Origin of the sequence: Ferrovibrio sp. (assembly GCF_035304305.1) — a bacterium.
GTDB lineage: Bacteria > Pseudomonadota > Alphaproteobacteria > Ferrovibrionales > Ferrovibrionaceae > Ferrovibrio.
Genome location: NZ_DATGQG010000121.1, coordinates 1 through 23756, shown reverse-complemented (window position 1 = coordinate 23756; position 23756 = coordinate 1). Strand labels below are relative to the sequence as shown.

The following is a 23756-nucleotide window of genomic DNA, read 5'->3' as shown; positions in this document are numbered from 1 at the left end:
ATCCTTGACCTGGCCCGCGGGATGCCGCAGGTCTCTGCCATGACTCCGGCCGAGATCGAAGCCCGCCTGCTCTACCGCGACGCCCTGATGCTGGTGATCGACAAACCGGCCGGGCTTGCCGTCCATGCCGGGCCGGGCGGCGGCGACAATCTGGAGCGCTATTTCACACATCTGCAATTCGGCCTGAAGCAGCCGCCCGCGCTGGCGCACCGGCTGGATCGCGACACCTCCGGCTGCCTCGTGCTCGGCCGCCATCCGAAGGCTTTGCGCAAGCTGGGAAAGCTGTTCCAGGAGGGCCGTGTCGAGAAGGTCTACTGGGCCGTGACGCAGGGTCGGCCGCCTGCCGAATCCGGCCGCATCGATGCGCCGCTGACAAAACGCAGCAACCGGAGCGGCGGGTGGCGCATGGTGATCGCCGAGGACGGCCAGGCCTCAGTGACTGATTACAGGCTGCTCGGCAGTGACGGCGATCTCAGCTGGATCGAATGCCGCCCGCGCACCGGACGCACACACCAGATCCGTGTGCATCTCGCCTCGATTGGCTGCCCTTTGCTGGGCGATCCGCAATATGGCGGGCCGGCCGGCATGCCGCTGCATCTGCACAGCCGCAGCATCAGCCTGCCGCTTTATCCGAAACGCGCCGCGATCACCGTTCACGCCCGGCCGCCCGCGCATATGCAGGCTGCCCTGCGGCGCTGCGGCTGGTCAGGGCTTGAGGACGAGGCGGATCAGCAGCCCGACGAGGCTGACCGCAGCCACGCCGCCGGCCCATAGGGCAGCGAACCACAGCAGCCGCTGCCAGACCGGTCTGCTCTCCGCCTCAGTGGTAGTGGGCATGACGGTCCACCTTGCCGCGGAAGATCCAGTAGGCATAGCCGGTATAGGCGAGGATGATCGGCAGCAGGATGACGGCGCCGACCAGCAGGAAGCCGAGACTGGCATCCGGCGCGGCCGCCTCCCAGATCGTGATGTCCGGCGGCACCATAAGCGGCCAGAAGCTGATCCCCAGCCCGATATAGGACAGCACGAACAGCGCCAGCGTGGCGAGGAAGGGTTGCGCCTCGCGCCGGCGGTCATGCAGGCCGCGCCACAGCGCCCAGGCTGCCGCCAGAACCAGCAGCGGCATCGGCGCGGTCAGCGCGATATTCGGCCAGGTGAACCAGCGCGCGAGGAATTTCGCATCGAGGAACGGCGTCCACAGACTGACGGCACCGATCATCAGCACCAGCAGGATGCCCAGCAGCTTCGCATAGCGATAGCAGCGGTCCTGGATGTCGCTCTCGGTCTTGATGATCAGCCAGCCGGCGCCGAGCAGCGCGTAGCCGACCACCAGCGCCGCGCCGGTCAGCAGGCTGAACGGCGTGAGCCAGTCCCACCAGCCGCCGGCATAGGCGCGGTCGACCACCCGGATGCCCTGGATCAGGCCGCCCAGCGCTATGCCCTGCATCAGGGTGGCGACCAGCGAGCCGATGGTGAAGCTCCAGTCCCACACGCCTTTCCACCGAACCGTGCGCCAGCGGAACTCGAAGGCGACGCCGCGGAAGGTCAGCGCCAGCAGCATGATGATCAGCGGGGCGTAGAGCGCGGGAAAGACGATGGAATAGGCGAGCGGAAAGGCGGCGAGCAGGCCGCCGCCACCCAGCACCAGCCAGGTCTCGTTACCGTCCCAGACCGGCGCCACCGTGTTCATCAGTACGTCGCGCTCATGCTCTTCCTTGAACAGCGGGAACAGGATGCCGATGCCGAGGTCGAAGCCGTCGAGGATCACATAGGCCAGCACGGCGACGGCGATCAGGATCGCCCAGATCAGCGGCAGGTCGATGGTCATCACGGACCCTCCTCGTTGTCGGCCAGCATGCCCGGGCCCGGCGTGATGCCGGCGGTGCGGATCGGCGCCTTGGGTTCGGACGGCTCCACCACGCCGGGCGTCCGGCCCATCAGCCGGAAGATGTAGAAGATGCCGGCGCCGAAGACGGCGAAGTAGACGACGATGAAACCGATCAGCGACGAGGCAACACCCGGCAGGCCGATCGGCGACACGGACTCGGACGTGCGCATCAGGCCGTAGATCGTGTAGGGCTGGCGGCCGACCTCGGTGACGATCCAGCCGGCGATCACGGCAACGAAACCGGCGGGCCCCAGAGCGATGGCGGCACGCTGCAGGACGGGGGAGTCATAAAGCCTGCCGCGCCAGCGCCAGGCGAGCCCCGCCAACCCGAGCAGCGCCATCAGCACGCCCAGACCGACCATGACGCGGAAGCTCCAGAACACCAGGGCGGCGGGCGGGCGGTCCTCCTTCGGCCAGTCCTTCAGGCCCTTCAGCTCACCCTCCCATTCGTGGGTCAGGATCAGGCTGCCGAGCTTCGGAATGGCGAGGCCGTACCGCGTTTTCTCGGCCTCGTCATCGGGCCAGCCGAACAGGTAGAGCGGCGCCCCGCGCTGGGTCTCGTAATGGCCTTCCATCGCGGCGATCTTGGCCGGCTGATGCGCCAGCGTGTTCAGGCCATGGAAGTCGCCGACGACGATCTGCACCGGCGCAGTCGCCACGATCATCCACATCGCCATGGAGAACATCACCCGCGCCGGAGCATTCGTGCGGTCGCGCAGCAGATGCCAGGCACCCACCGCGCCGACCACAAGGGCCGTCGTCAGATAGGCCGCCAGCACCATGTGCACGAGACGATAGGGGAAGGAGGGATTGAAGATGACCGCCAGCCAGCTTTCCGGCACGAACTGGCCGTTGGCGGCAATGACGTGACCCTGCGGCGTCTGCATCCAGCTGTTCACCGCGAGGATCCAGAAGGCCGACAGGAAGGTGCCGAAAGCGACCATGGCGGTGGCGGCGAAATGCAGCCCCTTGCCGACCCGCTTCATGCCGAACAGCATCACGCCGAGAAACCCCGCCTCTAGGAAGAAGGCGGTGAGCACCTCGTAGCCCATGAGCGGGCCGACCACCGGTCCGGCGCGGTCGGAAAACACGCTCCAGTTGGTGCCGAACTGGTAGCTCATGACGATGCCCGACACGACGCCCATGGCGAAGGTCACGGCGAAGATCTTCAGCCAGTGGCGGAAGACCTGCATGTAGACCTCCCGCTTCGTCAGCAGCCACAGGGCCTCGAGCACTGCCAGGTAGCTGGCCAGTCCGATGGTGAAAGCGGGAAAGACGATGTGAAAGCCGACGGTGAAGGCGAATTGCAGGCGGGCCAGAAAGACCGGATCGAGCAGGGCTTGCATGGGCGGATCCTCTGCGCGGAACACCGGAGTCATCCGGTGCGTATCGGCCTCAGGACAGGAGAAAACCGGATTCTCGTCAATGCCGGTCTCCGGCACGCATTGCCGCACTGCGCGCTGGCGTCGCAGGCATGGCAGCCCTGCCGAAAACGCAACGATCTGCAAACCACGGGTTTTCTATAATGTTCCTTTTAGCCCCGATTCCCGCGTCATGCTGATCCCTCTCATCGTCGCCTGTGCGCTGTTCATGGAGAACCTGGATTCCAGCGTGCTGGCGACGGCGCTGCCCAGCATTGCCGCCGATCTGGGCGAAAGCCCGCTCAAGCTGAATCTGGCAATCACCTCCTACCTCTTCGCGCTGGCCGTCTTCATTCCGGTCAGCGGCTGGGTGGCCGACCGCTTCGGCGCCCGCACGGTATTCCGGGCCGCTATCGCGGTCTTCACCATCGGCTCGCTGCTCTGCGGCTTTGCCGATTCCTTCTGGTTCCTGGTCGGCGCCCGAGTGCTGCAGGGCCTCGGCGGCGCGATGATGGTGCCAGTCGGACGGCTGGTCATGCTGCGCTCGATACCCAAGGCCGAACTGGTCCGGGCAATCGCCTGGCTGACGGTGCCTGCCCTGATCGGCCCGGTGATCGGCCCGCCGCTCGGCGGCTTTCTCACCACCTATCTCTCCTGGCGCTGGATCTTCTGGATCAACCTTCCCATCGGCCTGCTCGGCATGGTGCTGGTGACCCTCTACATTCCGAATATCCGCGAGGAGAACGTGCCGGCGCTGGACTGGCGCGGCTTCGCCTTCAGCGCCATCGGCCTGCTCGGCCTGGTCTTCGGTTTCGAGACCATTGGCCGCGAGCTGCTGCCCGATACCGCGGTGGCCGGCCTGCTGCTGGCCGGCGCCATCGGCGTTGCCCTCTACCTGCGCCACGCCCGGCGCCATCCGCATCCGCTGCTCGATCTCAGCCTGCTGAAGATTCCCACCTTCCGCGCCGGGATCGCCGGCGGCTTCCTGTTCCGCATCGGCACCGGCGCCCTGCCCTTCCTGCTGCCGATGATGCTGCAGCTCGGCTTCGGCCTGTCGGCATTCGAATCCGGCATGGTCACCTTCGCCTCCGCCGCCGGCGCGCTGACCATGAAGATGGCGGCCGGCCCCATCCTGCGGTGGCTCGGCTTCCGCCATGTGCTGATCGGCAACGCGCTGATCAGCGGCGCCTTCATTGCCGTCTGCGGCTTCTTCCGGCCGGAGATGTCCTATGCCCTCATCTTTGCCCTGCTCCTGCTCGGCGGCTTCTTCCGCTCGCTGCAGTTCACCAGCGTGAACACGCTGACGATCTCCGACGTCTCCAATGAACGCATGAGCCGCGCCACCAGCTTCACCTCGATGATGCAGCAGCTTTCGCTGTCTGCCGGCGTCGCAGTCGGCGCGCTGATCCTGCATGTCACGGTGTCACTGAACGGCGCCCCGACGATCGGCCCGGCCGATTTCATGCCGGCCTTCTTCAGCGTCGGCGTCGCCGCCATGCTCTCCGCCCTCCTGTTCCTGCGCCTGCCGGCCGATGCCGGCGCCGAGGTCAGCGGCCATCGCCTGGTGGCGCCGACACAGCGGCTGAGCCAGGGCACTCCCGCTCCCAAACCCGGCGCCCCGGCGCCAGCACCCGGAAGTCATCCCGCAGAATGAGTGAATTCGACATTGCCTGGGCCGCCATTGTGGCGCGCGGCCTTTCCGCCGCCTGTTTCGTCGGCGGCGTCATCTGGCTGATGGAACGCACCTCGCCCTTCATCGGCGGCATCGTGCTCGCGCTGCCGATCGTCACCGCGCCGGCCTATCTGTTTCTCGTGCTGCTGCATCCGCCTGGCTTCGTGGCCGACGCCGCCCTGGCCAGCATCGCCACCATCGGCGCCGTACTGCTGTTCCTCGTGACGGTGATCGCGCTTGTGCGACACCTCTCCATGCCGCTGACGCTGCTCTGCGCGCTGACGGTCTGGAGTCTTACCGGCCTGCTGGTCCGCGCGGTGCCGCCGGGCGTGCTGTCCTCGCTGGCGATCCTCGGCGCGGCCGGCCTGGTCGCCTGGCTCAGCGGCCGCCGCGTGCCGCTAACCGCACCGGCGGCGCGCGGCCGCTCGCCGCTTTATGAGATCGTGCTGCGCGGCGCGGCGGCCGGCCTGCTGGTGATCGGCGTCACCGTGCTGGCCGAAACCATGGGTCCGCGGGTTGCCGGCATCTTCTCGTCCTTTCCCGTGGCGCTGCTGACCGTCTGCTGGTTCATGCCGCGGCGTCTCGACCATACCGGCATCCGCGCCGCGCTGCGCGCCACCCAGATCGGCATGGTCAGCCATCTGCCCTTCTTCCTCTGCCTGGTGCTGCTGGGGCCGCGGACGGGCGGGAGCCGGCCGGGCGATTTCACGGCTTTCGGTGTCGGAATTCTCGGCTCGCTGGCGGTGGCACTGGCCCTGGCGCTGATCCGCCGATATCAGCTCCGGAAGGGCTGAACGGCTTTTGGACGCCAGACCGCCGTGCTACATCGGCTGCCTCAGCAGGATTACGCCATGAACCCGATTTTCGCCGAAGCGCCCACCACCATTTTCGAGACCATGTCGCGGCTGGCCGGCCAGCACAACGCGATCAATCTCGGCCAGGGTTTCCCGGACGATCCCGGCCCGCAGGATGTGCGCGAGAAGGCGGCCGAGGCCGTCATCTCCGGCTGGAACCAGTATCCGCCGATGATGGGCCTGCCCGAACTGCGCCAGGCCGTGGCGGCGCATTACCGGCGCTTCCACAATCTCGACCTCGATCCCGATACGGAAGTGATGATCACGTCGGGCGCGACGGAAGCGCTGGCCGGCGCCCTGCTGGCGCTGATCGAACCCGGTGACGAGGTCGTGCTGTTCCAGCCGATGTATGACGCCTATCTGCCGCTGGTGCGGCGCGCCGGCGGCGTACCCAAATTCGTCACCCTGCGTCCGCCGCACTGGCGCATCGACGAGGACGCGCTCAAGGCCGTCTTCACGGACAAGACCCGGGCTGTGATCTTCAACAACCCGCTCAATCCGACCGCGACGGTCTTCCCGCGCGAGGATCTCGAGCTGCTCGGCCGCTATCTGGAGAAGTTCAACGCCATCGCGATCTGCGACGAGGTCTGGGAGCATGTGCTGTTCGACGGGCTGCAGCACCAGCCGCTGATCGGCCTGCCCGGCCTGCGCGAGCGCTGCGTCAAGATCGGCTCGGCCGGCAAGATCTTCTCGCTCACCGGCTGGAAGGTCGGCTTCGTCTGCGCCGCGCCGCAGATCTTGAAGGTACTGGGCAAGGCGCACCAGTACATCACCTTCACCACGCCGCCGAACCTGCAGGCCGCCGTGGCCTATGGCCTGGCCAAGGACGACGCGTATTTCCTTGGCATGCGCCGCGACCTGCAGGCCGCGCGCGACCGCTTTACCGTGGGGCTCAGCTCGGCGGGCATCGCGGTACTCCCGAGCAAGGCGACCTACTTCCTCAACATCGACCTGGCGCCGATCGCCAACGACATCGACGATGCCGCCTTCTGCCTGCGCATGGTGGAGGAAGCCAAGGTGGCCGCCATCCCGGTCAGCGCCTTCTATGCCGAGGATCACGTGCGCAGCGTGGTGCGCTTCTGCTTCGCCAAGACCACCGACAAGCTGGACGGCGCCGTGGAACGGCTGGCCGCCTTCATGAAACGCGGCTGATCCGGCGACGGCTGTTCATGCACAGGTATCTGGCGTCCCGCCTGCAGACCAGCCTGCGGGTCTTCTGGCAGCTCATCCGCATCATGGTGCCGGTGATGGTGGCGGTGAAGGTCGCCGCCGAGATCGGCCTGATCGACGCACTGGGGCCGCCGCTGGCGCCGGTGATGGCGCTGATCGGCCTGCCGCCGGAAGCGGGCTTCGTGCTGGTCGCATCGTTTACCGTCGGCGTCTACGGCGCGCTGGGCGCGCTGCCGCTGCTGGCGGATGCGAATGTCACGGTGGGCCAGCTGTCCATCGTCTGCGCCATGGCGCTGTTCGCCCATGCCCTGCCGGTCGAGCAGGCCATCGTGCGCAAGGCGGGCGCCAGCTTCTGGTTCACGGCGGCGTTGCGCCTCTTCGCCGCCTTTTTCTACGCGGCCATCGTTTCGGCGCTCTGCCGTGCCACCGGCTGGCTGTCGCAGCCGGTGGATGCCGGCCTGCTGAACCGCATGGCCTCGCCCTCCGCCGGGCACCTCGACTGGCTGATTTCCTCCCTCGTCTCGCTGGCGGCGACCTTCGTCATCATCGTCGCGCTGATCCTGCTGCTGGATATTCTGGAGCGGACCGGGATCACGCGGCGGCTCACCGATCTGATGCTGCCGCTGCTGCGCTTCTCGGGCCTGACCCGTGATCTCGCGCCGGTCACCACCGTGGGCGTGCTGCTCGGCCTGACCTATGGCGGCGGGCTGATCATCAAGGAAGCGCAGGAACGCAATTTCGAACCCAGGATGCGCGTGCTGGCACTGTGCTGGATCTCGCTCAGCCATTCGCTGATCGAGGATACCGGCCTGATGCTGGCGGTCGGCGCCGATATCTGGGTTGTTCTGGTTGGCCGCGTGCTGCTGACCCTGGTGCTGATGAAGCTGATCGCGCTGTCACTGGATGCCGCGCCGGCGCTGGTGCGCCGGCTGGCGGCATAGGTCTCAGCGCGCCGCCTTCAGCACGATGTCGCGCGGGGTATCGACGCCGCGCAACCGGCCGCGCAGGTACTGCGGTGCGACATGCACATCGCCGCCCAGCGCATCGGCGGCGCGCCAGGCCCAGTAGGGATCGTTGAGCAGGCCGCGGCCCAGCGCCACCAGGTCGGCGCGGCCGGTCCGCACGATCTCCTCCGCCTGCAGCGGTTCGGTGATCAGGCCGACGGTCATGGTGACCAGGCCGGTCGCCTTCTTCACGGCTTCGGCGAAATGCACCTGGTAGCCCGGCCCGGTGGGGATCTTCTGCTGCATCGAGATGCCGCCGGAGCTGACATCGACGAAATCCGCGCCGCGCTCCTTCAGAGCCGAGGCGAAGGCGATGGCGTCCTCGACCTGCAGGCCTTCGGCACCCATCCAGTCGCTGCCGGTCATGCGCATGCCGAGCGGCTTGTAGGCCGGCCAGACCGCACGCACCGCCTCGAAAACCTCGAGCGGGAAACGCATGCGGTTCTCCAGGCTGCCGCCATAGGAATCGTTGCGCCTGTTGGAAATCGGCGAGACGAATTCATGGAACAGGTAGCCATGCGCGCCATGCAGCTCGATCAGGTCGAAACCGGCGCGGTCAGCACGCTCAGCGGCCGAAACGAAGTCGCGCTTGATCCGCGCCATTCCCTCCTCGTCGAGGGCGGCCGGCGTGTGCCAGCCGGTATCGTGCGGGATCGCGCTCGGCGCCACGGTCTGCCAGGCAAGCGGGCCCTGCAGGGCCTGGCCGCCGCGCCACGGCAGGTCGGCGGAGGCCTTGCGTCCGGCATGGGCAAGCTGGACGCCGACCGGCGCGGGCCCGAACTGCTTGGCATCCGCCACGATCTCGGCGAAGGCCGCTTCCTGCACGGCGTTGTAGAGGCCGAGGCAGCCCGGGGTGATGCGCGCCTGCGCGTTCACATGGGTGGCTTCGGCGATCAGCAGGCCGAGCCCCGCGGTGGCATAGCGGCCGAGATGGACGCGGTGCCAGTTGTTCGGAACGCCATCGATGGCACTGTACTGGCACATCGGCGACAGCACGATGCGGTTGGGGAGCGTCACCGAGCGGAGCTGCAGCGGTTCGAAAAGTGCGGCCATGGCGGGGAAGTCTTCCGGCTTGATTGTCTGGAGGCAGCAAAGGATGGCGCGGCCGCCGCCGAGGTCAAGCCTTGTCCGACCACGCGTAGTTGAAGCTGACCGAGATCCTCTCCCGGGAGGTGAAACTGGGCGGCACCTCGTGGCGTAGCCAGCTTTCGAACAGTACCACACGGCCGGCCTTCGGCGGCACGCTGAAATGGGTCTGCTCGCGCGCCGGCAGATCGGCGCGTTTCGGCGGCGCCGCCATCAGACGGTCGAGCCGCGGATCCTCGAACTTGATCGGCGCCGAGCCGCGCGGCACCTGCACGTAATATGTGCCGCTGATGAAGCTGAGCGGATGCAGATGCAGGCCATGGGTGACGGGACCCGCCATCATGTTCACCCAGCAGTCGGTCATCACCAGCCGGCGGCCGCGCAGGTCGTAGCCCAGCTCGGCGGCATAGGTCTTCACATGGGGATACAGCGCCTTCTCCAGCGCCTGGAAGATGCCGGAGAAGGCATGCAGCCGGTCATGACTGCCATAGGAGGTATAGCCGCCGGGATAATTCCTCTCGCTCCAGCGCCGGCCGGCCTCGTCGGCGAGGCGCAGCGCCTCGCATTCGCCGATCAGGTCGCGGTTGAAGCGCTCGAGGCCGGTCTTCTTCAGGCCGGCGACATAGATGCGTGTGGGGAAGAGGGAGAGAAGAGCCATATCTGTCAGTTTCGTCATCCCGGGCGCCGCAAGCGGCGGCGCCTGGCCGGGATGACGATACACAAAGCTAGAACAGCTCGAAATACTCGCGGTGCTCCCAGTCGCTGACCTCGAGCTGGTAGCGCGCGATTTCGGCTTCCTTGATATGGATGAAATAATCCACGAAGCGCTCGCCGAGGCCGGTCCGGTAGCAGGCGCTGTGTTTCAGCTCGGCGAGGGCCGCCTCCAGCGAGCGCGGCAGCGCCGGCGCCGGCGTCTCGTAGGGCGCATCGGCGGAGGCCGGCGGCTGCAGTCCGCGCGCCATGCCGTCCATGCCGGCCACGATCTGCGAGGCCATGTAGAGATAGGGATTGGCCGCCGGCTCGCCGAGACGGTTCTCGATGCGGCTGGCGGGATCGCCCTTCGCCCCCAGCACGCGGCACATCACGCCGCGATTGTCGCGGCCCCAGATGGCACGGTCGGGCGCCAGCGAGTACGGCCGGTAGCGGCGATAGGCATTGATGGTCGGCGCGGCGAACGCCGCCGAGGCCGGCGCATGCTCCAGCAGGCCGGCGAGGAACTGCATGCCAGGCGGCGACAGCACCTCGCCCTCCTGCTGCGGGATGAAGGCATTTTCCCCCGTCCTGCGATCGGTCAGCGACTGGTGCAGGTGCCAGCCGGACGAGAAGATGTTCGGCAGCTTCGGCCGGCACATGAAGGTGACGTGATAGCCGTGCCGGCGCGCGATCTGCTTCGCCGCCGAGCGGAACAGCACCATCGTGTCGGCCGACTCCATGTTCACGCCGGGGCGGAAGGTGAATTCGCACTGGCTGGGCCCGAACTCGACTTCCATCGAGCGCAGCGGCAGGCCGAGCGCCTGGATGTCCTTGCGCAGGATCTCATAGACCGCGTCATACTGGTCGTAACGCAGTTCGGTGAGATAGTTGTAGCCCTGCGTCAGCAATGCCACGTCGGGCGGGGTGCCAGGCTGACCGGCATCCGAGGGCGCCATCTTCGGATCGAGCAGCCTGAAGACATGGAATTCGACCTCGAGGCCGGAGACATAGTCGAAGCCCTGGCCGTTCAGTTTCTCCAGCACGGTGCGGAAAAGCTGCCGCGTCGAGAACGGCACCGGACGCCCATCGGCGAAATAGAGATCGCACAGCAGCCAGCCGGTCTGCGGCGCCCAGGGCAGCACCCGGAAACTGCCCGGATCGGGCACCATCAGGATGTCGGCCGCGCCCTGCATCTCCGGCATGCTGAATCCGCCGCCCTTGGTGAAGACGGGAAACACCGTGCGGTGCGAGGTGTCCTTCGCCAGCAGGGTGGTCGTGAAGCCGACGCCGCTGCGCATGGCGCTGCCGAGCTCTTCGGCCACGATGGTCTTGCCGCGCAGGATGCCGTGCTGGTCGGCGAATGAAAGGCGGATGACGCCGAGGCCGCGTTCGGCGACCTCCTTCGCGACCGCCCTGGCCTGCTTCTGCTGCTCCGGCGTCCAGAGGCCGTGCCTGTCGACGAAACTCTCCACGCTTCCCCCTGTGCCGGGCTCCGGCCCGGTCAGCTCATTCCGCCGCTTCCAGCGCCGGCGCCGGCCAGGGCGCGTTGCGGCGCTTGCGCGCATCCACGTCGCGCCAGTATGCCTGCCACTCCGCCGCCGGGGCAATGCCGTCGACGGTGACGGGACCGCGGATCCGCCGCGCCGCCGCCGCGTCCAGCACCATCAGGGGTTTCTCGCTGCCGTTCTCGACCTGCTCGATCGCCTTCAGCAGCATCGAGCGGTAATTGATGATGGCCTTGTCGGTGCTGCCGAGATGCTCGCGGGTGCGGTCCTGGATCGGCCCCTGGCTTTCGATCGCCCACTGGTCATGCACGTTGATGTCGTCGCCCATGCCGGTATAGGTGCGGGTTTTCTGCTCCAGCGGATCGAAGCCGTAATTGTTCGCCTTGTTCAGCCGCGGCATGTAGTCCGGCAGGGTGTAGAGCTGCAGGCGCTGGGCCCGCATCTGTGCCTTGTCCACCGGCTGTCCGAAGCTGGTGAAGATCGCATACCAGTAGCAGTTCACGTCATCGACCGGCACATGCCACTGGGTGATGGTCATGTCGGCCGAGAGTGGGATGACGAAGGCCTGCGGAAACAGCAGGTTGGTCACCCGCACGTGCATGCTGGCCTCCGAGATGCGGCGCAGGGCGAACAGCCGCATGCCGTAATCGGTACGCTCCACCTCGATCTGCGGCCGCACGAATTCGCGCAGGATCTTCGTCATCGGCATGTCGGAATCCGCCGACGCGGCGCGGAACTGGCGGCCGTAATTGGCGTTCGGGTCCTCGTCCTCGAAGAAGCGGTGCAGGAAGGAGGCATGGGCCGGATCGATGCCGACCTCCAGCGCCTGCAGCCAGTTGCAGGCGATGTAGCCCTTGAAGGCGAAGACATGGCTGTCGGGCGCCACGAAGCAGTCGAGGTCGGGAAAGGCCGGCGGCTCGCCCTCACCCAGATAGGCAAAGAGAATGCCGCTGCGCAGAACCACCGGATAGCTCTTCTGCCTGATGCGCTGACAGAGGCGGCTGTTCTCCGGCTCGGCCGGGGTCTCCAGGCACTGGCCGTTCACGTCGAACAGCCAGCCATGGAACGGGCAGCGCAGGCCGCCATCCTCCGGGCGACCAAAGGCAAGATCGGCGCCGCGATGCGGACAGTCGCGATCCAGCAGGCCGAAGCGGCCCTGCTCGTCGCGGAACAGCACGAGATCCTGTCCCAGCAGCTTGACCGCCCGCACCGGTCGCTGGTCGTCCAGTTCCTCGATCAGCGCAACCGGCTGCCAGTACTGCCGCAGCAGCTTGCCCGCCGGCCTGTTCCGGCCAACCAGGGTCATGCGCATATTCTGTTCATGGGTGGTCATGGGGCGCCCTCCCGCTGAAGCGACTTGTCCGCCTAGCGAACATTTGTGCGATTTTACCCTTGCCGGCCGCATGGCAGCAAGCTCATAAAGGGTCATGACCCGCCTCCGACCCGCCGATGCCGAGAAGCGCCAGGCGCGCAATGCCGGCCCGGATTTCCTCGAAGCGCTGGCCCGCGGCATCGCCGTCATCGGCGCCTTCAACGCCGAGCGGCGGCAGATGAGCCTCAGCGACGTGGCGCGCGCGACCGACCTGCCCCGCGCCACCGTGCGGCGCTCGCTCCATACCCTGGAGCAGCTGGGCTATCTGGAAAGCGACGGCCGGCTGTTCCGCCTCACGCCGAAGGTCATGTCGCTCGCCGCCGCCTATCTCGGCAGCGGCAACGCGGCGATCCTGCAGCAGGCCTGCGACCGGCTCTGCGCGACGCTGGACGAAGCCTGCTCGGCGGCGGTGCTTGAGGGCGATAACGCGATGATGATCGCCCATGCCTCGCCGCCGCGCTATCTCGCCTCGGCGCCGGGCGCGGGCTTCCGCGTGCCGGCCTTCTGCTCGGCGCTGGGCCGCGTGCTGCTGGCGGCGACCGGCCGGGAACCGGCCGGCATCCGTGCGCTGACGCCGAAGACGGTGACCGACCGCAGGGAGCTGAAGGCGATCCTCGCGCGGGTGACGAAGGACGGCTATGCGCTGGCCGACCAGGAGGTGGAACTGGGCTTCCGCTCGCTCGCCGTGCCGGTGCGCCGCTTCGACGACCGCGTCGTGGCGGCGCTCAACATCGGCATCCGGGTGGAGCGGGCCACGCCGAAACAGATGCGCGATCTCTTCCTGCCGCCTTTGCTGCAGGCGGCGGAGGAGCTGAAGGACCAGGTCATTTGACAAAATGGATCCCGGGTCTCGCTGCACTCGCCGGGGATGACAGGGAATTCGATCATCATCCCGGCCAGGCGATGCTGTTGCATCGCGCGAGCCGGGATGCCATTCCCTACACCGGATAGATCAGCGAGTTCAGCACCATCTCGCTGTCGAAGACGCAAATGCGTTCCTGCAGCTTCAGGCCCTCCCGCGTATGCAGCAGGCGATCGATGTAACGGCCGACATTGTAGACCTCCGACACGCTGCCCGGCTTGGTTCGGAAGACGGCATAGTTCGCCGTCGCATGCAGGGTGCGGCCATCGTCGGAGAGAATCCGCGCCGTGCCGATGACATGGCGCTGGTAATAGGGTGAGTGGAACAGCGTATTGGTGATGCCGTAGACGCGGTCGCGCAGCATGCCATGACCCTCCAGCGCCATGATGCTGAGCGGCAGGCCCTGGTCGTAATTCTCGCGCGAGACCACGCGGTAATGGCAGTCCTCGGTGAACATGCCGATCCAAGCGTCGTAGTCGGCAGCGTCCAGCGCCTCGCCATAGGCGGCATTGAGCTGGTCCATGCGGTGCTGCGATTCGAGGATGGACAGCGCGATCGCGCCGGTGCGGACGGCCATGGTCAGATCTCCATCACCTTGCGCCAGTAGCCGTACATGCCGCGGATCAGCGTTTCGGTCACCATGTGGTCCGCGGGGCCCACGCCGCGGCCGTCCAGCTCGCAGACCGTCTCGCCATCCGGCCCCTTCTGCCGGAAGCCGTCCTGCGAGAACTCGATCACCTCGCCGTCATCGGCCGACACGAACCCGGCCGGGCCGAAAAGATTGGCCTGGCGCAGGCGCCGGCGTGTCATCTCCTCGGTATCATCCTCGAAGCCGAAATGCGTCCAGATGAAATCGAAGCTGTCGGGCCCCGACGGCACGATGTGGCGGGTGGAGAGCGAATTGACCTGCTGCTGGATGATCACGCTGGGAAACAGCGTGATCATGGTGACCGTCGGTCCCTGCCACCAGGGCTCGACCACCACGTCGAGCAGCCGCGCGTCGTTCAGCGTCATGTCCTTCCTGAAGCTGGTGACGCCTTCAGTGACGGCCTTCGCCTCGCCGCCCTGGTTGCGCTGGGAGATCATCACCGCATGGCGGCCATGGCTGTCCATCACCATGCGCGACTGCTGGTCGGCACGCCACAGGCCGAAGGTGACGAACCATGTATGCAGCAGGCCCGGGTGATACGGGTCCTTGATGTTTTCCATCATCAGCTTCCAGTTACCCGGAATGCGCTGACGGTTGACGCCCAGCAGGGTAAGCCTGCGGCCGTCGAAGATGCGGTTCAGCCACGGCACCACATCCGCGCCGAAATACTCGGACAGCGGCGGCGCGGTGTGATCGAAGGTCGCGAAGACGAGGCCGTTCCAGGTTTCGACCTTCAGCCGCGCGAGGCCATGCTGCTTCAGATCGAAATCCGCCGGCATGCCGCCCTGCACGCTGCCGTCCTCCTTCTTGACGCCATGGCGGAACGGCAGCCCGGCGAGATCGCCGTTCAGCTTGTAGGTCCACTGGTGATAGGGGCAGACGAAGCTGCGCGCATTGCCCTTCGGCTTGCGGCAGAAGCGCACGCCGCGATGGGCGCAGCGGTTCTCGACCACGTTGATGCTGCCGTCGCGGTCGCGCACCACGATGACGGAGCGCTCGCCGACCCAGGACAGCTTGAAATCGCCGGGATCCGGAATCTCGACCTCCAGCGCGACGTAGCACCAGTGGCCGTTGCCGTAGAAGAAGCGCTCCAGCTCGCGCCGGTAGATGGCGGGATCGGTATAGGCCCAGAAGGGAATGCGGCTCGAACCCTCGCCTGTCCAGCGATGCTCGGGGCCCTCGAACGGCGGAATGGCGTTCATCGTCGCCTCCCTGATTTATTTGTATTTGCAAATATCATCGAGGCAAACCGGCTTTCCGTCAAGCCGGCAGCAAGGCGTTGAAGCCGCCGGCGAAACGCCCGACGATGCGGCCACGGAGGAAACCATGTTCGACCGGCATTTCGCCGTCTGGCCCCAGGGCGTGCCGCGCAGCCTCAGGCTGCCGCAGACCAGCCTGTATGAAAACCTCGAAATCTCGGCACGGCGGTTCCCGGACAAGCCGGCTATTCTCTATTACGGCTCGGCGCTGACCTATGCCGGACTGAAACGGCAGGTCGATGCGCTGGCCGGCTGGCTGCAGCATGTCTGCCGCGTGCAGCGGCAGGACCGCGTGCTGCTCTACATGCAGAACAGCCCGCAATATGTGATCGCCTATTACGCGATCCAGCGGCTCACCGCCGTGGTCGTGCCGGTCAATCCGATGAGCCGGAGCGAGGAGCTGCGGCACATCGCCCGCGATACCGGCGCCGGCACCATCATCTGCGGCCAGGAGCTGCTCGATGTTGCGGCGCAGCTGCTCGGCCACGAACTGCAGCATGCCGTGGTTGCCACCTACGGCGATTACGTCACCGAACCGACCGATCTCGCCCTGCCCGATATCGTCGCCGCAAAGCGCGCGGCCATCACGGCGAAAGGCGCGGTCACCTGGAACGATGCGCTGGCGGCCGGGCATGAACCCGGCCCGCATCGCGCCACGCCGGACGACTGGTGCGTGCTGCCCTATTCGTCGGGCACCACCGGCGCGCCGAAAGGCTGCCTGCATTCGGTCCGCAGCGTCACGGCCACGCTGTTCGCCTATGTTGCCTGGAAGCCGGGCTCGCCCGAGGCGGTGCATCTGGTGACGTTGCCGCTGTTCCATGTCACCGGCATGCAGAATTCGATGAATACGCCGATCTTCGCCGGCGCCACCATGGTGATGATGACCCGCTGGGATCGCCGCACGGCAGCAGAACTGATCCGCCGGCATCGCGTGACGCAATGGCGCAGCATCACCACCATGGCGATCGATTTCCTCTCCGATCCGGACGTCGCCTCATTCGACCTGTCCAGTCTGACCGGCATCGGCGGTGGCGGCGCGGCAATGCCGGGCCCGGTGGCGGCGAGGCTGAAGGAGCTGACCGGACTCGACTATATCGAGGGCTACGGACTGTCGGAGACGATCGCGGCGACGCACATCAATCCGCATGAGCGGCCGAAGCCGCAATGTCTGGGAATCCCGCTCTTCGATGTCGATTCACGCGTGATCAATCCCGACACGATGGAGGAACTCGGCCCCAACGAGACCGGCGAGATCGTCGTGTCGGGCCCGCAGGTTTTCCTCGGCTACTGGAACCGGCCGGAGGAGACCGCGGCCGTGTTCTTCGAGCGCGACGGCAAGCGGTTCTTCCGCACCGGCGATCTCGGCTATTACGACGAGGAGGGCTATTTCTTCCTGGTCGACCGCCTGAAGCGGATGATCAATGCCTCCGGCTTCAAGGTCTGGCCCAGCGAGGTCGAGGCCATGATGTATGGCCATCCCGGCATCCGCGAGGTCTGCATCATCGCCGCTCCCGATGCCCATCGGGGCGAGACGGTGAAAGCGGTGATCGTGCCCAGGGCCGGGGCGGCCCACGACCTGACCCCCGAAGCCATCCAGGCCTGGTGCCGCGAGCGCATGGCCGCCTACAAGGTGCCGCGCATCATCACCTTTGCCGACAGCCTGCCGAAATCCGCCAGCGGCAAGATCCTCTGGCGCGTGCTGCAGGACGAGGAGCGCGCCAGGGCGGCGGCGCCGGACGCTGCCGACTGACGTTTGATCGGGGCTTGCGTTTGCGGCAATGTTCCTGTATAGTTCTAGGTCGCCTGCCTGTGGGTGTGGCCCAGCAGTCGGGCGGCAGGAGGCGTAACGGGTTAAAATAAGCCGGACTAAGCGCCAGCGGATTCCCGCGGACTCCGGCGGTCCCCAGTGGGCTCTGGCGGTTCACAGCGGATCCTGGCGGACTCCAGCGGAGCGTAGCGGGCTCCAGCGGAATCGGGCGGGGCGCAGCGGGATTTCCCGGCATATTTTCCTATCAGCACCGGAACCCTCTTTTCTCCCTATATTTATCAATAAGTTGCGTTAGGAATACGAACATTTTGGCAATAATTTAGATCAGGAGTAGAACATTCTCGTATTCAGCAGGAGGGCAGAATGGTCCAGCAGGTTCAGGAGAACGCGTCCGCCGGTGTCATCGAGCAGCTGCGCAGCCGCATCAGCCGGCTGACCGGCAGCGGCCGGGTGCTGACCGGCAAGACCTTCCCCTTCCATGAACCGCATCTGGATGCCGCCCTGCCCTGGGGCGGCCTGCCGGCCGGCAGCCTGCATGAACTGGTCGGCCATGCCCCTTCGATCACCGGCTTCCTCGCCGCCTTCCTCGCCCGGGTCCGGCCCGGCCGTCCCATTCTCTGGATCACGTCCGAGCAGCAGCCCTATGCGCCGGGCCTGGCCGCCTTCGGCCTCGATCACCGCCGGCTGACGATTGCCTGGGCGCGGCGGCCGCAGGATCGGCTCTGGGCCTTCGAGGATGCACTGCGCACGCCCGGCTTTGCTGCCGTGATTGCCGAAGTGGATAACGCCGATCTTACCGAAACTCGCCGCCTGCAACTCGCCGCCGAAAGCGGCAACGGACTTGGCCTGCTGGTGCGTCGCGACGCCGCGCCCTCGGCGGCCCTCACCCGCTGGCGCGTCGATACCGTGCTGGGCGACGGCCGCTCGCCGCGCTGGTCGGTGACGCTGGAACGCTGCCGCGGCGGACAGCCTGCCTCCTGGCTTGTGGAATTCGATCATGCGTCGCTTCATTTCCGTCTGGTTGCCGCACTGGCCGACCGATCGCTGGCGGCGGCAGCGGAATAACGCGGCGCCCCACGCGCCGCTGGCTCTGATCCAGCGGACCAGCGGCGGAATCCGTCTCACCGCCGTCGATGCGCTGGCCGCCGCCGAGGGACTGATGCCCGGCATGCGGCTGGCCGATGCGCGCGCGCTGGTGCCCGAACTGGTCAACGGCGATGCCGATCCGGTCGCCGACCAGGAGGCATTGCAGACGCTCTGCGACTGGTGCAGCCGCTTCACGCCCTGGGCCGCGACCGACGGCGATGACGGGCTGATCCTCGATGTCAGCGGCGTGCCGCATCTTTTCGGCGGCGAGGCCGCGATGCTGCAGACCATGCGGCAGGCCTTCGCGCGGCTCGGCATCGATGCGCGGCTCGCCATCGCCGATACGCCGGCTGCCGCCTGGGCCTGGGCGCGACACGGCAGGGGCGATGTGCTGCCGCCGGGCAGCGGTCTTGATCAACTCGGTCCCCTGCCCGTCGATGCCCTGCGTCTGGCCGAGGATATTGCCGGCGATCTCAGGCGTCTCGGCCTGACCACCATCGCCGCCCTTGCGAAACTGCCGCGCGCGCCGCTGACCCGCCGCTTCGGCCCGCAGCCGGTGGAGCGCCTCGACAGGCTGCTCGGCCGCAGCGAGGAGCCGATCTCGCCGCGCCTGGTGCCGGCGCCCTGGCGCGCGCGGGCCAGTCTGGCCGAGCCGATCCTCACCCGCGATGCCATCGACACGGTGCTGCGGCATCTGCTCGAGGCCCTGTGCAACCTGCTGGAACAGCATCAGCGCGGCGCACGGCAGCTTGCCCTGCACAGCTACCGCGTCGATGGCCATGTGCAGAGCCTGCGCATCGGCACCAGCCGCGCCAGCCGCAGCCCGGCGCATCTCTTCCGCCTCTTCCGCGACCAGCTGGACAGCATCGATCCCGGCTTCGGCATCGACATGATGCTGCTGGAAGCCGGCGTCACCGAGCCGCTGACCGGCAGCCAGCAGGCCATCGCCGCGGCCGGCGAGGAAGACGGCGGCATCGCCGAATGCATCGACCGCCTGCAGGCCAGGCTGGGCCGCAATGCCGTGTTCCGGCTGCAGGCGATGGAGAGCCACTGGCCCGAACGCGCCATCCACGCCGCACCGCCCTTTGCGCCGCCGCTGCCGCTGAAGCCGCCGGCCGCGCCGCGTCCCGTCGCCCTGCTGCCCTACCCGCAGATGCTGGACATCGAGGCCGGCAGCAGCGGCTGGCCGAGCGTCATCCACTGGCATCGCCGGCGCCGTCACCTCACCCGCATGGACGGGCCGGAACGCATCGCGCCGGAATGGTGGCGCGATCCCGAGGAAAGCCCGCGCGACTATTACTGCGCGGAAGACACCGAAGGCCGGCGCTACTGGCTGTTCCGCAGCCGCAACACCTGGTTCCTGCACGGGCTGTTCGCATGACGGCTTACGCGGAGCTGCAGGTCACCAGCAATTTCTCCTTCCTCGAAGGCGCCAGCCATGCCCATGAGCTGGTCGGCCAGGCCGCCGCACTCGGCCTGTCGGCGATTGCGATCACCGACCGCAACAGCCTCGCCGGCGTGGTGCGCGCGCTCTCCGCCATCCGCCAGCAGGGCCTCGAGAAGAAGCTGCAGCTGATCATCGGCGCGCGGATCGATCTGCGCGACGGCCCGTCCGTCCTGCTGCTGCCGGAAGACCGCGCCGCCTATGGCCGGCTGTCGCGGCTGATCAGCAAGGGACGCCGGGCCGCGCCGAAGGGCGAATGCGAGCTTTATTGGTCCGACCTGCTGGAGGAACTGGACGGCCAGCAGGCGATCCTGCTGCCGCCCGACGATCCGGATGAGGATTTTGCCGCCCGCGCGCAGGTGCTGAAACGCATCTGCGGCGATGCGCTGTCTCTCGCCGTCTGCTGCCGCTTCGACGGGCAGGACCGGCGGCGGCAGGACCGGCTGGCCGCCTTCGCCGCGGAGCACGGCATCGCGCTGGTCGCCACCAACGACGTGCTCTATCACGCGCCGGAGCGGCGCATCCTGCAGGATGTGCTGACCTGCATCCGTCATGGCTGCGGCATCGACGTGGCGGGATTCCGCCTGCAGGCCAATGCCGAGCGGCATCTGAAATCGCCGCAGGTCATGGCGCGGCTGTTCCGCCGCCATCCGCAGGCCATCGCGCGCAGCATGGAAATTGCCGCGCGCTGCACATTCGAGCTGACCGAACTGCGCTACGAGTATCCCGAGGAAGCCAAGGGCGACAGCGCCACACCGCAGGAGGAGCTGGTGCGGCTGACCTGGCTGGGTGCGCAGGAGAAATATCCGGCCGGCATCCCGGAAAGGTTCAGGACCCAGATCGAGCACGAACTGGCCCTGATCGGGCGCCTGGATTACGCACCCTATTTCCTCACCGTCTATCGCATCGTCGAATTCGCGCGGGAGAATGGCATCCTCTGCCAGGGCCGCGGCTCGGCGGCCAATTCGATCGTCTGCTACTGCCTCGGCATCACGGCAGCCAAACCGGAAGAGGTCGGTCTTCTGTTCGAACGCTTCATCTCGGAAGAGCGCCGCGAGCCGCCCGACATCGACGTCGATTTCGAGCATGGCCGGCGCGAGGAGGTCATCCAGCACATCTACAGGACCTATGGCCGCGACCGCGCCGGCCTGGCCGCCACGGTGATCCGCTACCAGCCGCGCAGCGCCATCCGCGATGTCGGCAAGGCCATGGGCCTGTCACCCGATCTGGTGGATCGTCTGGCCAAGAGCCTGTGGGGCTGGGGCCGCGAGGGCATCACCGAGGACCAGATCCGCGAGGCCGGCATCGATCCCGATACGCCGCGCATCGCCCAGACCCTGCAGCTGGCGCAGGCGCTGGTCGGCTTTCCGCGGCACCTGTCGCAGCATGTCGGCGGCTTCGTCATCAGCAGGGGCCCGCTGGCCGAACTGGTGCCGATCGAGAATGCCGCCATGGCGGACCGCACCGTCATCCAGTGGGACAAGGACGATATCGACGAGCTCGGCATTCTGAAGGTGGACGTTCTGGCGCTCGGGATGCTGACCTGCCTGCGCAAGTCCTTCGACCTGATCGAGCGGCATTACGGGCAAAAATTCGAGCTCCATTCGGTGCCGCGCGACGATCCCGCCACCTATGCGATGATCCGGAAGGCCGACACGATCGGCGTCTTCCAGATCGAAAGCCGGGCGCAGATGTCGATGCTGCCGCGCCTGAAACCGAGAAGCTATTACGACCTCGTCATCCAGGTCGCCATCGTCCGTCCCGGCCCGATCCAGGGCGACATGGTGCATCCCTATCTGAAGCGGCGCGAACTGCCGCCCGACAAGATCGACTATGTCAGCGAGGAGCTGAAGGAGGTTCTGAAACGGACGCTGGGCGTGCCGCTGTTCCAGGAACAGGCAATGCAGATCGCCATCGTCGCCGCCGGTTTCACGCCGGCGGAGGCAGACAGGCTGCGGCGCGCCATGGCCACCTTCCGCCATGCCGGCACCATCCATGAATTCGAGCAGAAATTCATCGAAGGGATGGTCAGAAACAAATACGACCGGGAATTCGCCGAACGCTGCTTCAACCAGATCAGGGGTTTCGGCGAATACGGCTTTCCGGAAAGCCATGCCGCCAGCTTCGCCATCCTCGCCTATGCCTCGGCCTGGGTGAAATGCCATTACCCGGCCGTCTTCGCCGCGGCCCTGCTGAACAGCCAGCCGATGGGCTTCTACGCGCCGGCGCAGATCGTGCGCGATGCGCGCGAGCACAATGTGGAGGTACGCCCGGTCGACGTCAATTACAGCGACTGGGACAACCTGCTGGAGGAGACGCCGCAGCGCCGCTTCGCCCTGCGGCTCGGCTTCCGGCAGGTCAAGGGCTGCCGCGAGGAGGCGATCAGGATCCTGGTCGAGAAGCGCGGACAGGGCTACGGCAGCCTGCGCGAACTGTGGCGGCGCACCGGCCTGCCCCTGCGCCTGCTGGAACTGCTGGCGCGCGCCGATGCTTTCGGCTCGCTGGGCCTGAGCCGAAGGCAGGCGCTGTGGGAAATCCGCGGTCTGGGTGAAACGCCCCTGCCGCTGTTCGATTTCGCCGAACGGGCCACACAGCCGGGCGACAACCGTCCGCCTGCCGATACCGACACGGAAGAGGAAATCATCCTGCCCGCACTCACCACCGGCGAGCAGGTGCTGCAGGATTACCGCACGACCAGCATGACCCTGCGGCCCCATCCGCTGCAGCTGCTGCGGCCGCAGCTGAAGACGATGGGCCTCGAGCCGGCCAGCCGGCTGAAGGAGGCGAAGTCGGGCAGCTTCATCCGGCTGGCGGGCCTCGTGCTGGTGCGCCAGCAGCCCGGCACGGCGAGCGGTGTCATCTTCGTCACGCTGGAGGACGAGACCGGCATCGCCAATCTGGTGATCTGGCCGAAGATCAAGGCCCTGTATCGCCGCGCCCTGCTGGGCTCGCGGCTGCTTGGCGTGGCGGGCCGCGTCCAGTCGCAGGATGACGTCATCCATGTCATCGCGCAGAGGCTGACCGATTACAGCGCCATGCTGACCGGCCTGAGCAGCCTCGACGATGCGGAGGTCTTCGACCAGGCGCTGGCCAATGCCAACGAATACCGGCATCCGATGATACCAAGCCTGTACCCCGGTCTGCACGAGGTGCATTGCATCTTCCCGGACGGGCGTAATTTCCGCTGACAGGGCAGCCTATTGCCCTGCCGCCTGCCGCAGCTCCCGCACGAAGGCGTCATATTCGCGGTCGCGGTCGGCGCGGTCGCGGATGCGCAGCAGGTAGGAAGGATGGATCGTGACGAAGAGCGCGGCGGACCGGCCGAAGGGGATCGACCGGCCGCGCGCCTGCCCGATGCGCACCGTCTTCTGCAGCAGGCTCTGCGCCGCCGTGGCGCCCAGCGCGATGATGGCCTTCGGCTTCACGATCTCAAGCTCCCGCTCCAGCCACCAGCGGCAGGCCTGTACCTCGGCGGCATTCGGCCGCCTGTGCAGCCGCCGCTTGCCGCGCGGCTCGTTCTTGAAATGCTTCACCGCATTGGTGATGTAGACGACCTTGCGCGGAATTCCGGCTTCCGCCAGTGCATCATCCAGCATGCGCCCGGCGGGACCGACGAAAGGACGTCCGGCCAGATCCTCCCTGTCGCCCGGCTGCTCGCCCACCAGCATCAGCCGCGCCCGCGCGCTGCCCTCGCCGCCCACGCCCTGGGTGGCGTTGCGGTAAAGCGGGCAGCGGCGACAGCCCTGGATCTCCTGCGCAATTGCCGCCAGGCCGGCGGCAACCATCGGCCTGCGCCTATCTGTCGCTGCGCCGGCTGACAAATTTGGAGAAGCGGCTGATCTTCCCGTCCGCGGTCTCCTCCTGGTACAGGAAGGCGAGGCTGCTTTCCTCGAACTTGTCGAAGAATTCCTCCCAGGTGATTTCCTCGAGATTGTCCGGCTCGTTCCGGTCGGGGAAATCGATCTGCAGAATACCGGCATCCTTCCTGCCGCCGGTGCCGCTCACCGCCGACGGCCTGCCGCCGCGCTGCTCGGCCCATTGCCGGATGATCTCGTGGTCGGTGGTTGTCTTGGACGATGTCAT

Annotated in this window: 20 protein-coding genes; 10 read left to right on the top strand and 10 right to left on the bottom strand. The window is 67.0% G+C overall.

Annotated elements, in window-relative coordinates; translation table 11 throughout:
- On the top strand, positions 1-774 hold a 774-nt coding region (locus tag VKZ87_RS13670), incomplete at its 5' end, for an RNA pseudouridine synthase (protein WP_324221814.1).
- Between the two features lie 46 nt (positions 775-820).
- Here VKZ87_RS13670 and cydB read toward each other — a convergent pair.
- Together cydB and VKZ87_RS13660 are read right to left on the bottom strand one after the other, a co-directional pair.
- Positions 821-1828 (bottom strand): cytochrome d ubiquinol oxidase subunit II, encoded by a 1008-nt coding sequence (gene cydB / locus VKZ87_RS13665; protein WP_324221813.1) that lies wholly within the window; start codon positions 1826-1828, stop codon positions 821-823.
- Positions 1828-3234, bottom strand: coding sequence for a cytochrome ubiquinol oxidase subunit I (locus VKZ87_RS13660; protein ID WP_324221812.1), 1407 nt, complete (start codon positions 3232-3234; stop codon positions 1828-1830). The genes cydB and VKZ87_RS13660 overlap by 1 nt, the downstream gene beginning before the upstream one ends.
- Before the next feature lie 208 nt (positions 3235-3442).
- On the opposite strand from VKZ87_RS13660, the gene VKZ87_RS13655 reads away from it, so the two are divergent.
- From VKZ87_RS13655 to VKZ87_RS13640, 4 genes are read left to right on the top strand one after another with little or no spacing between them, the layout of a single operon-like run.
- Positions 3443-4903, top strand: coding sequence for a DHA2 family efflux MFS transporter permease subunit (locus tag VKZ87_RS13655; protein WP_324221811.1), 1461 nt, complete (start codon positions 3443-3445; stop codon positions 4901-4903).
- Positions 4900-5715, top strand: a complete 816-nt coding sequence (locus VKZ87_RS13650; protein ID WP_324221810.1) for a hypothetical protein — start codon at positions 4900-4902, stop codon at positions 5713-5715. Before VKZ87_RS13655 ends, VKZ87_RS13650 begins: the two co-directional genes overlap by 4 nt.
- Before the next feature lie 57 nt (positions 5716-5772).
- The gene (locus VKZ87_RS13645) at positions 5773-6927 is read left to right on the top strand and encodes an aminotransferase (protein WP_324221809.1); all 1155 of its coding nucleotides are present in this window, start codon (positions 5773-5775) and stop codon (positions 6925-6927) included.
- Positions 6928-6944: 17 nt separating this feature from the next.
- Positions 6945-7886: a nucleoside recognition domain-containing protein gene (locus VKZ87_RS13640; RefSeq protein WP_324221808.1), complete on the top strand. Its 942-nt coding sequence runs from the start codon at positions 6945-6947 to the stop codon at positions 7884-7886.
- Between the two features lie 3 nt (positions 7887-7889).
- On the opposite strand, the gene VKZ87_RS13635 is transcribed toward VKZ87_RS13640, so the two are convergent.
- The 4 genes from VKZ87_RS13635 to VKZ87_RS13620 form a co-directional block, all read right to left on the bottom strand.
- Positions 7890-9002, bottom strand: a complete 1113-nt coding sequence (locus VKZ87_RS13635) for an NADH:flavin oxidoreductase/NADH oxidase (RefSeq protein WP_324221807.1) — start codon at positions 9000-9002, stop codon at positions 7890-7892.
- Between the two features lie 64 nt (positions 9003-9066).
- Positions 9067-9711 carry a TIGR02466 family protein gene (locus VKZ87_RS13630; protein WP_324221806.1) on the bottom strand — a complete coding sequence of 215 codons (645 nt, stop codon included), beginning with the start codon at positions 9709-9711 and terminating at the stop codon, positions 9067-9069.
- Between the two features lie 49 nt (positions 9712-9760).
- Positions 9761-11200: a glutamine synthetase family protein gene (locus tag VKZ87_RS13625; protein ID WP_324221805.1), complete on the bottom strand. Its 1440-nt coding sequence runs from the start codon at positions 11198-11200 to the stop codon at positions 9761-9763.
- A 34-nt stretch (positions 11201-11234) separates the two neighbouring features.
- The gene (locus tag VKZ87_RS13620; RefSeq protein WP_324221804.1) at positions 11235-12566 is read right to left on the bottom strand and encodes an aromatic ring-hydroxylating dioxygenase subunit alpha; all 1332 of its coding nucleotides are present in this window, start codon (positions 12564-12566) and stop codon (positions 11235-11237) included.
- A 94-nt stretch (positions 12567-12660) separates the two neighbouring features.
- Between VKZ87_RS13620 and VKZ87_RS13615 the strand changes: the two genes are divergently transcribed.
- A complete protein-coding gene (locus VKZ87_RS13615; RefSeq protein WP_324221803.1) occupies positions 12661-13437 on the top strand; it encodes an IclR family transcriptional regulator domain-containing protein in 777 nt (258 codons plus the stop codon).
- Between the two features lie 106 nt (positions 13438-13543).
- On the opposite strand, the gene VKZ87_RS13610 is transcribed toward VKZ87_RS13615, so the two are convergent.
- Complete coding sequence (locus tag VKZ87_RS13610) at positions 13544-14044, bottom strand: aromatic-ring-hydroxylating dioxygenase subunit beta (protein WP_324221802.1); 501 nt, start codon at positions 14042-14044, stop codon at positions 13544-13546.
- Positions 14045-14046: 2 nt separating this feature from the next.
- Entirely contained in the window at positions 14047-15318 is a 1272-nt protein-coding gene (locus VKZ87_RS13605) for an aromatic ring-hydroxylating dioxygenase subunit alpha (protein ID WP_324221801.1), read from the bottom strand.
- Positions 15319-15442: 124 nt separating this feature from the next.
- On the opposite strand from VKZ87_RS13605, the gene VKZ87_RS13600 reads away from it, so the two are divergent.
- The 4 genes from VKZ87_RS13600 (at position 15443) to VKZ87_RS13585 (ending at position 22861) form a co-directional block, all read left to right on the top strand.
- The gene (locus VKZ87_RS13600) at positions 15443-17125 is read left to right on the top strand and encodes a long-chain fatty acid--CoA ligase (protein ID WP_324221800.1); all 1683 of its coding nucleotides are present in this window, start codon (positions 15443-15445) and stop codon (positions 17123-17125) included.
- A 381-nt stretch (positions 17126-17506) separates the two neighbouring features.
- Complete coding sequence (locus VKZ87_RS13595) at positions 17507-18208, top strand: hypothetical protein (RefSeq protein ID WP_324221799.1); 702 nt, start codon at positions 17507-17509, stop codon at positions 18206-18208.
- Positions 18141-19610 (top strand): DNA polymerase Y family protein, encoded by a 1470-nt coding sequence (locus VKZ87_RS13590; RefSeq protein ID WP_324221798.1) that lies wholly within the window; start codon positions 18141-18143, stop codon positions 19608-19610. Before VKZ87_RS13595 ends, VKZ87_RS13590 begins: the two co-directional genes overlap by 68 nt.
- Positions 19607-22861: an error-prone DNA polymerase gene (locus tag VKZ87_RS13585; protein WP_324221797.1), complete on the top strand. Its 3255-nt coding sequence runs from the start codon at positions 19607-19609 to the stop codon at positions 22859-22861. Before VKZ87_RS13590 ends, VKZ87_RS13585 begins: the two co-directional genes overlap by 4 nt.
- 9 nt (positions 22862-22870) lie before the next feature.
- Here VKZ87_RS13585 and VKZ87_RS13580 read toward each other — a convergent pair whose 3' ends face one another.
- Entirely contained in the window at positions 22871-23458 is a 588-nt protein-coding gene (locus VKZ87_RS13580) for a UdgX family uracil-DNA binding protein (protein ID WP_324221796.1), read from the bottom strand.
- Between the two features lie 10 nt (positions 23459-23468).
- The coding region (locus tag VKZ87_RS13575; RefSeq protein WP_324221795.1) for a hypothetical protein at positions 23469-23756 on the bottom strand (288 nt) is incomplete at its 5' end.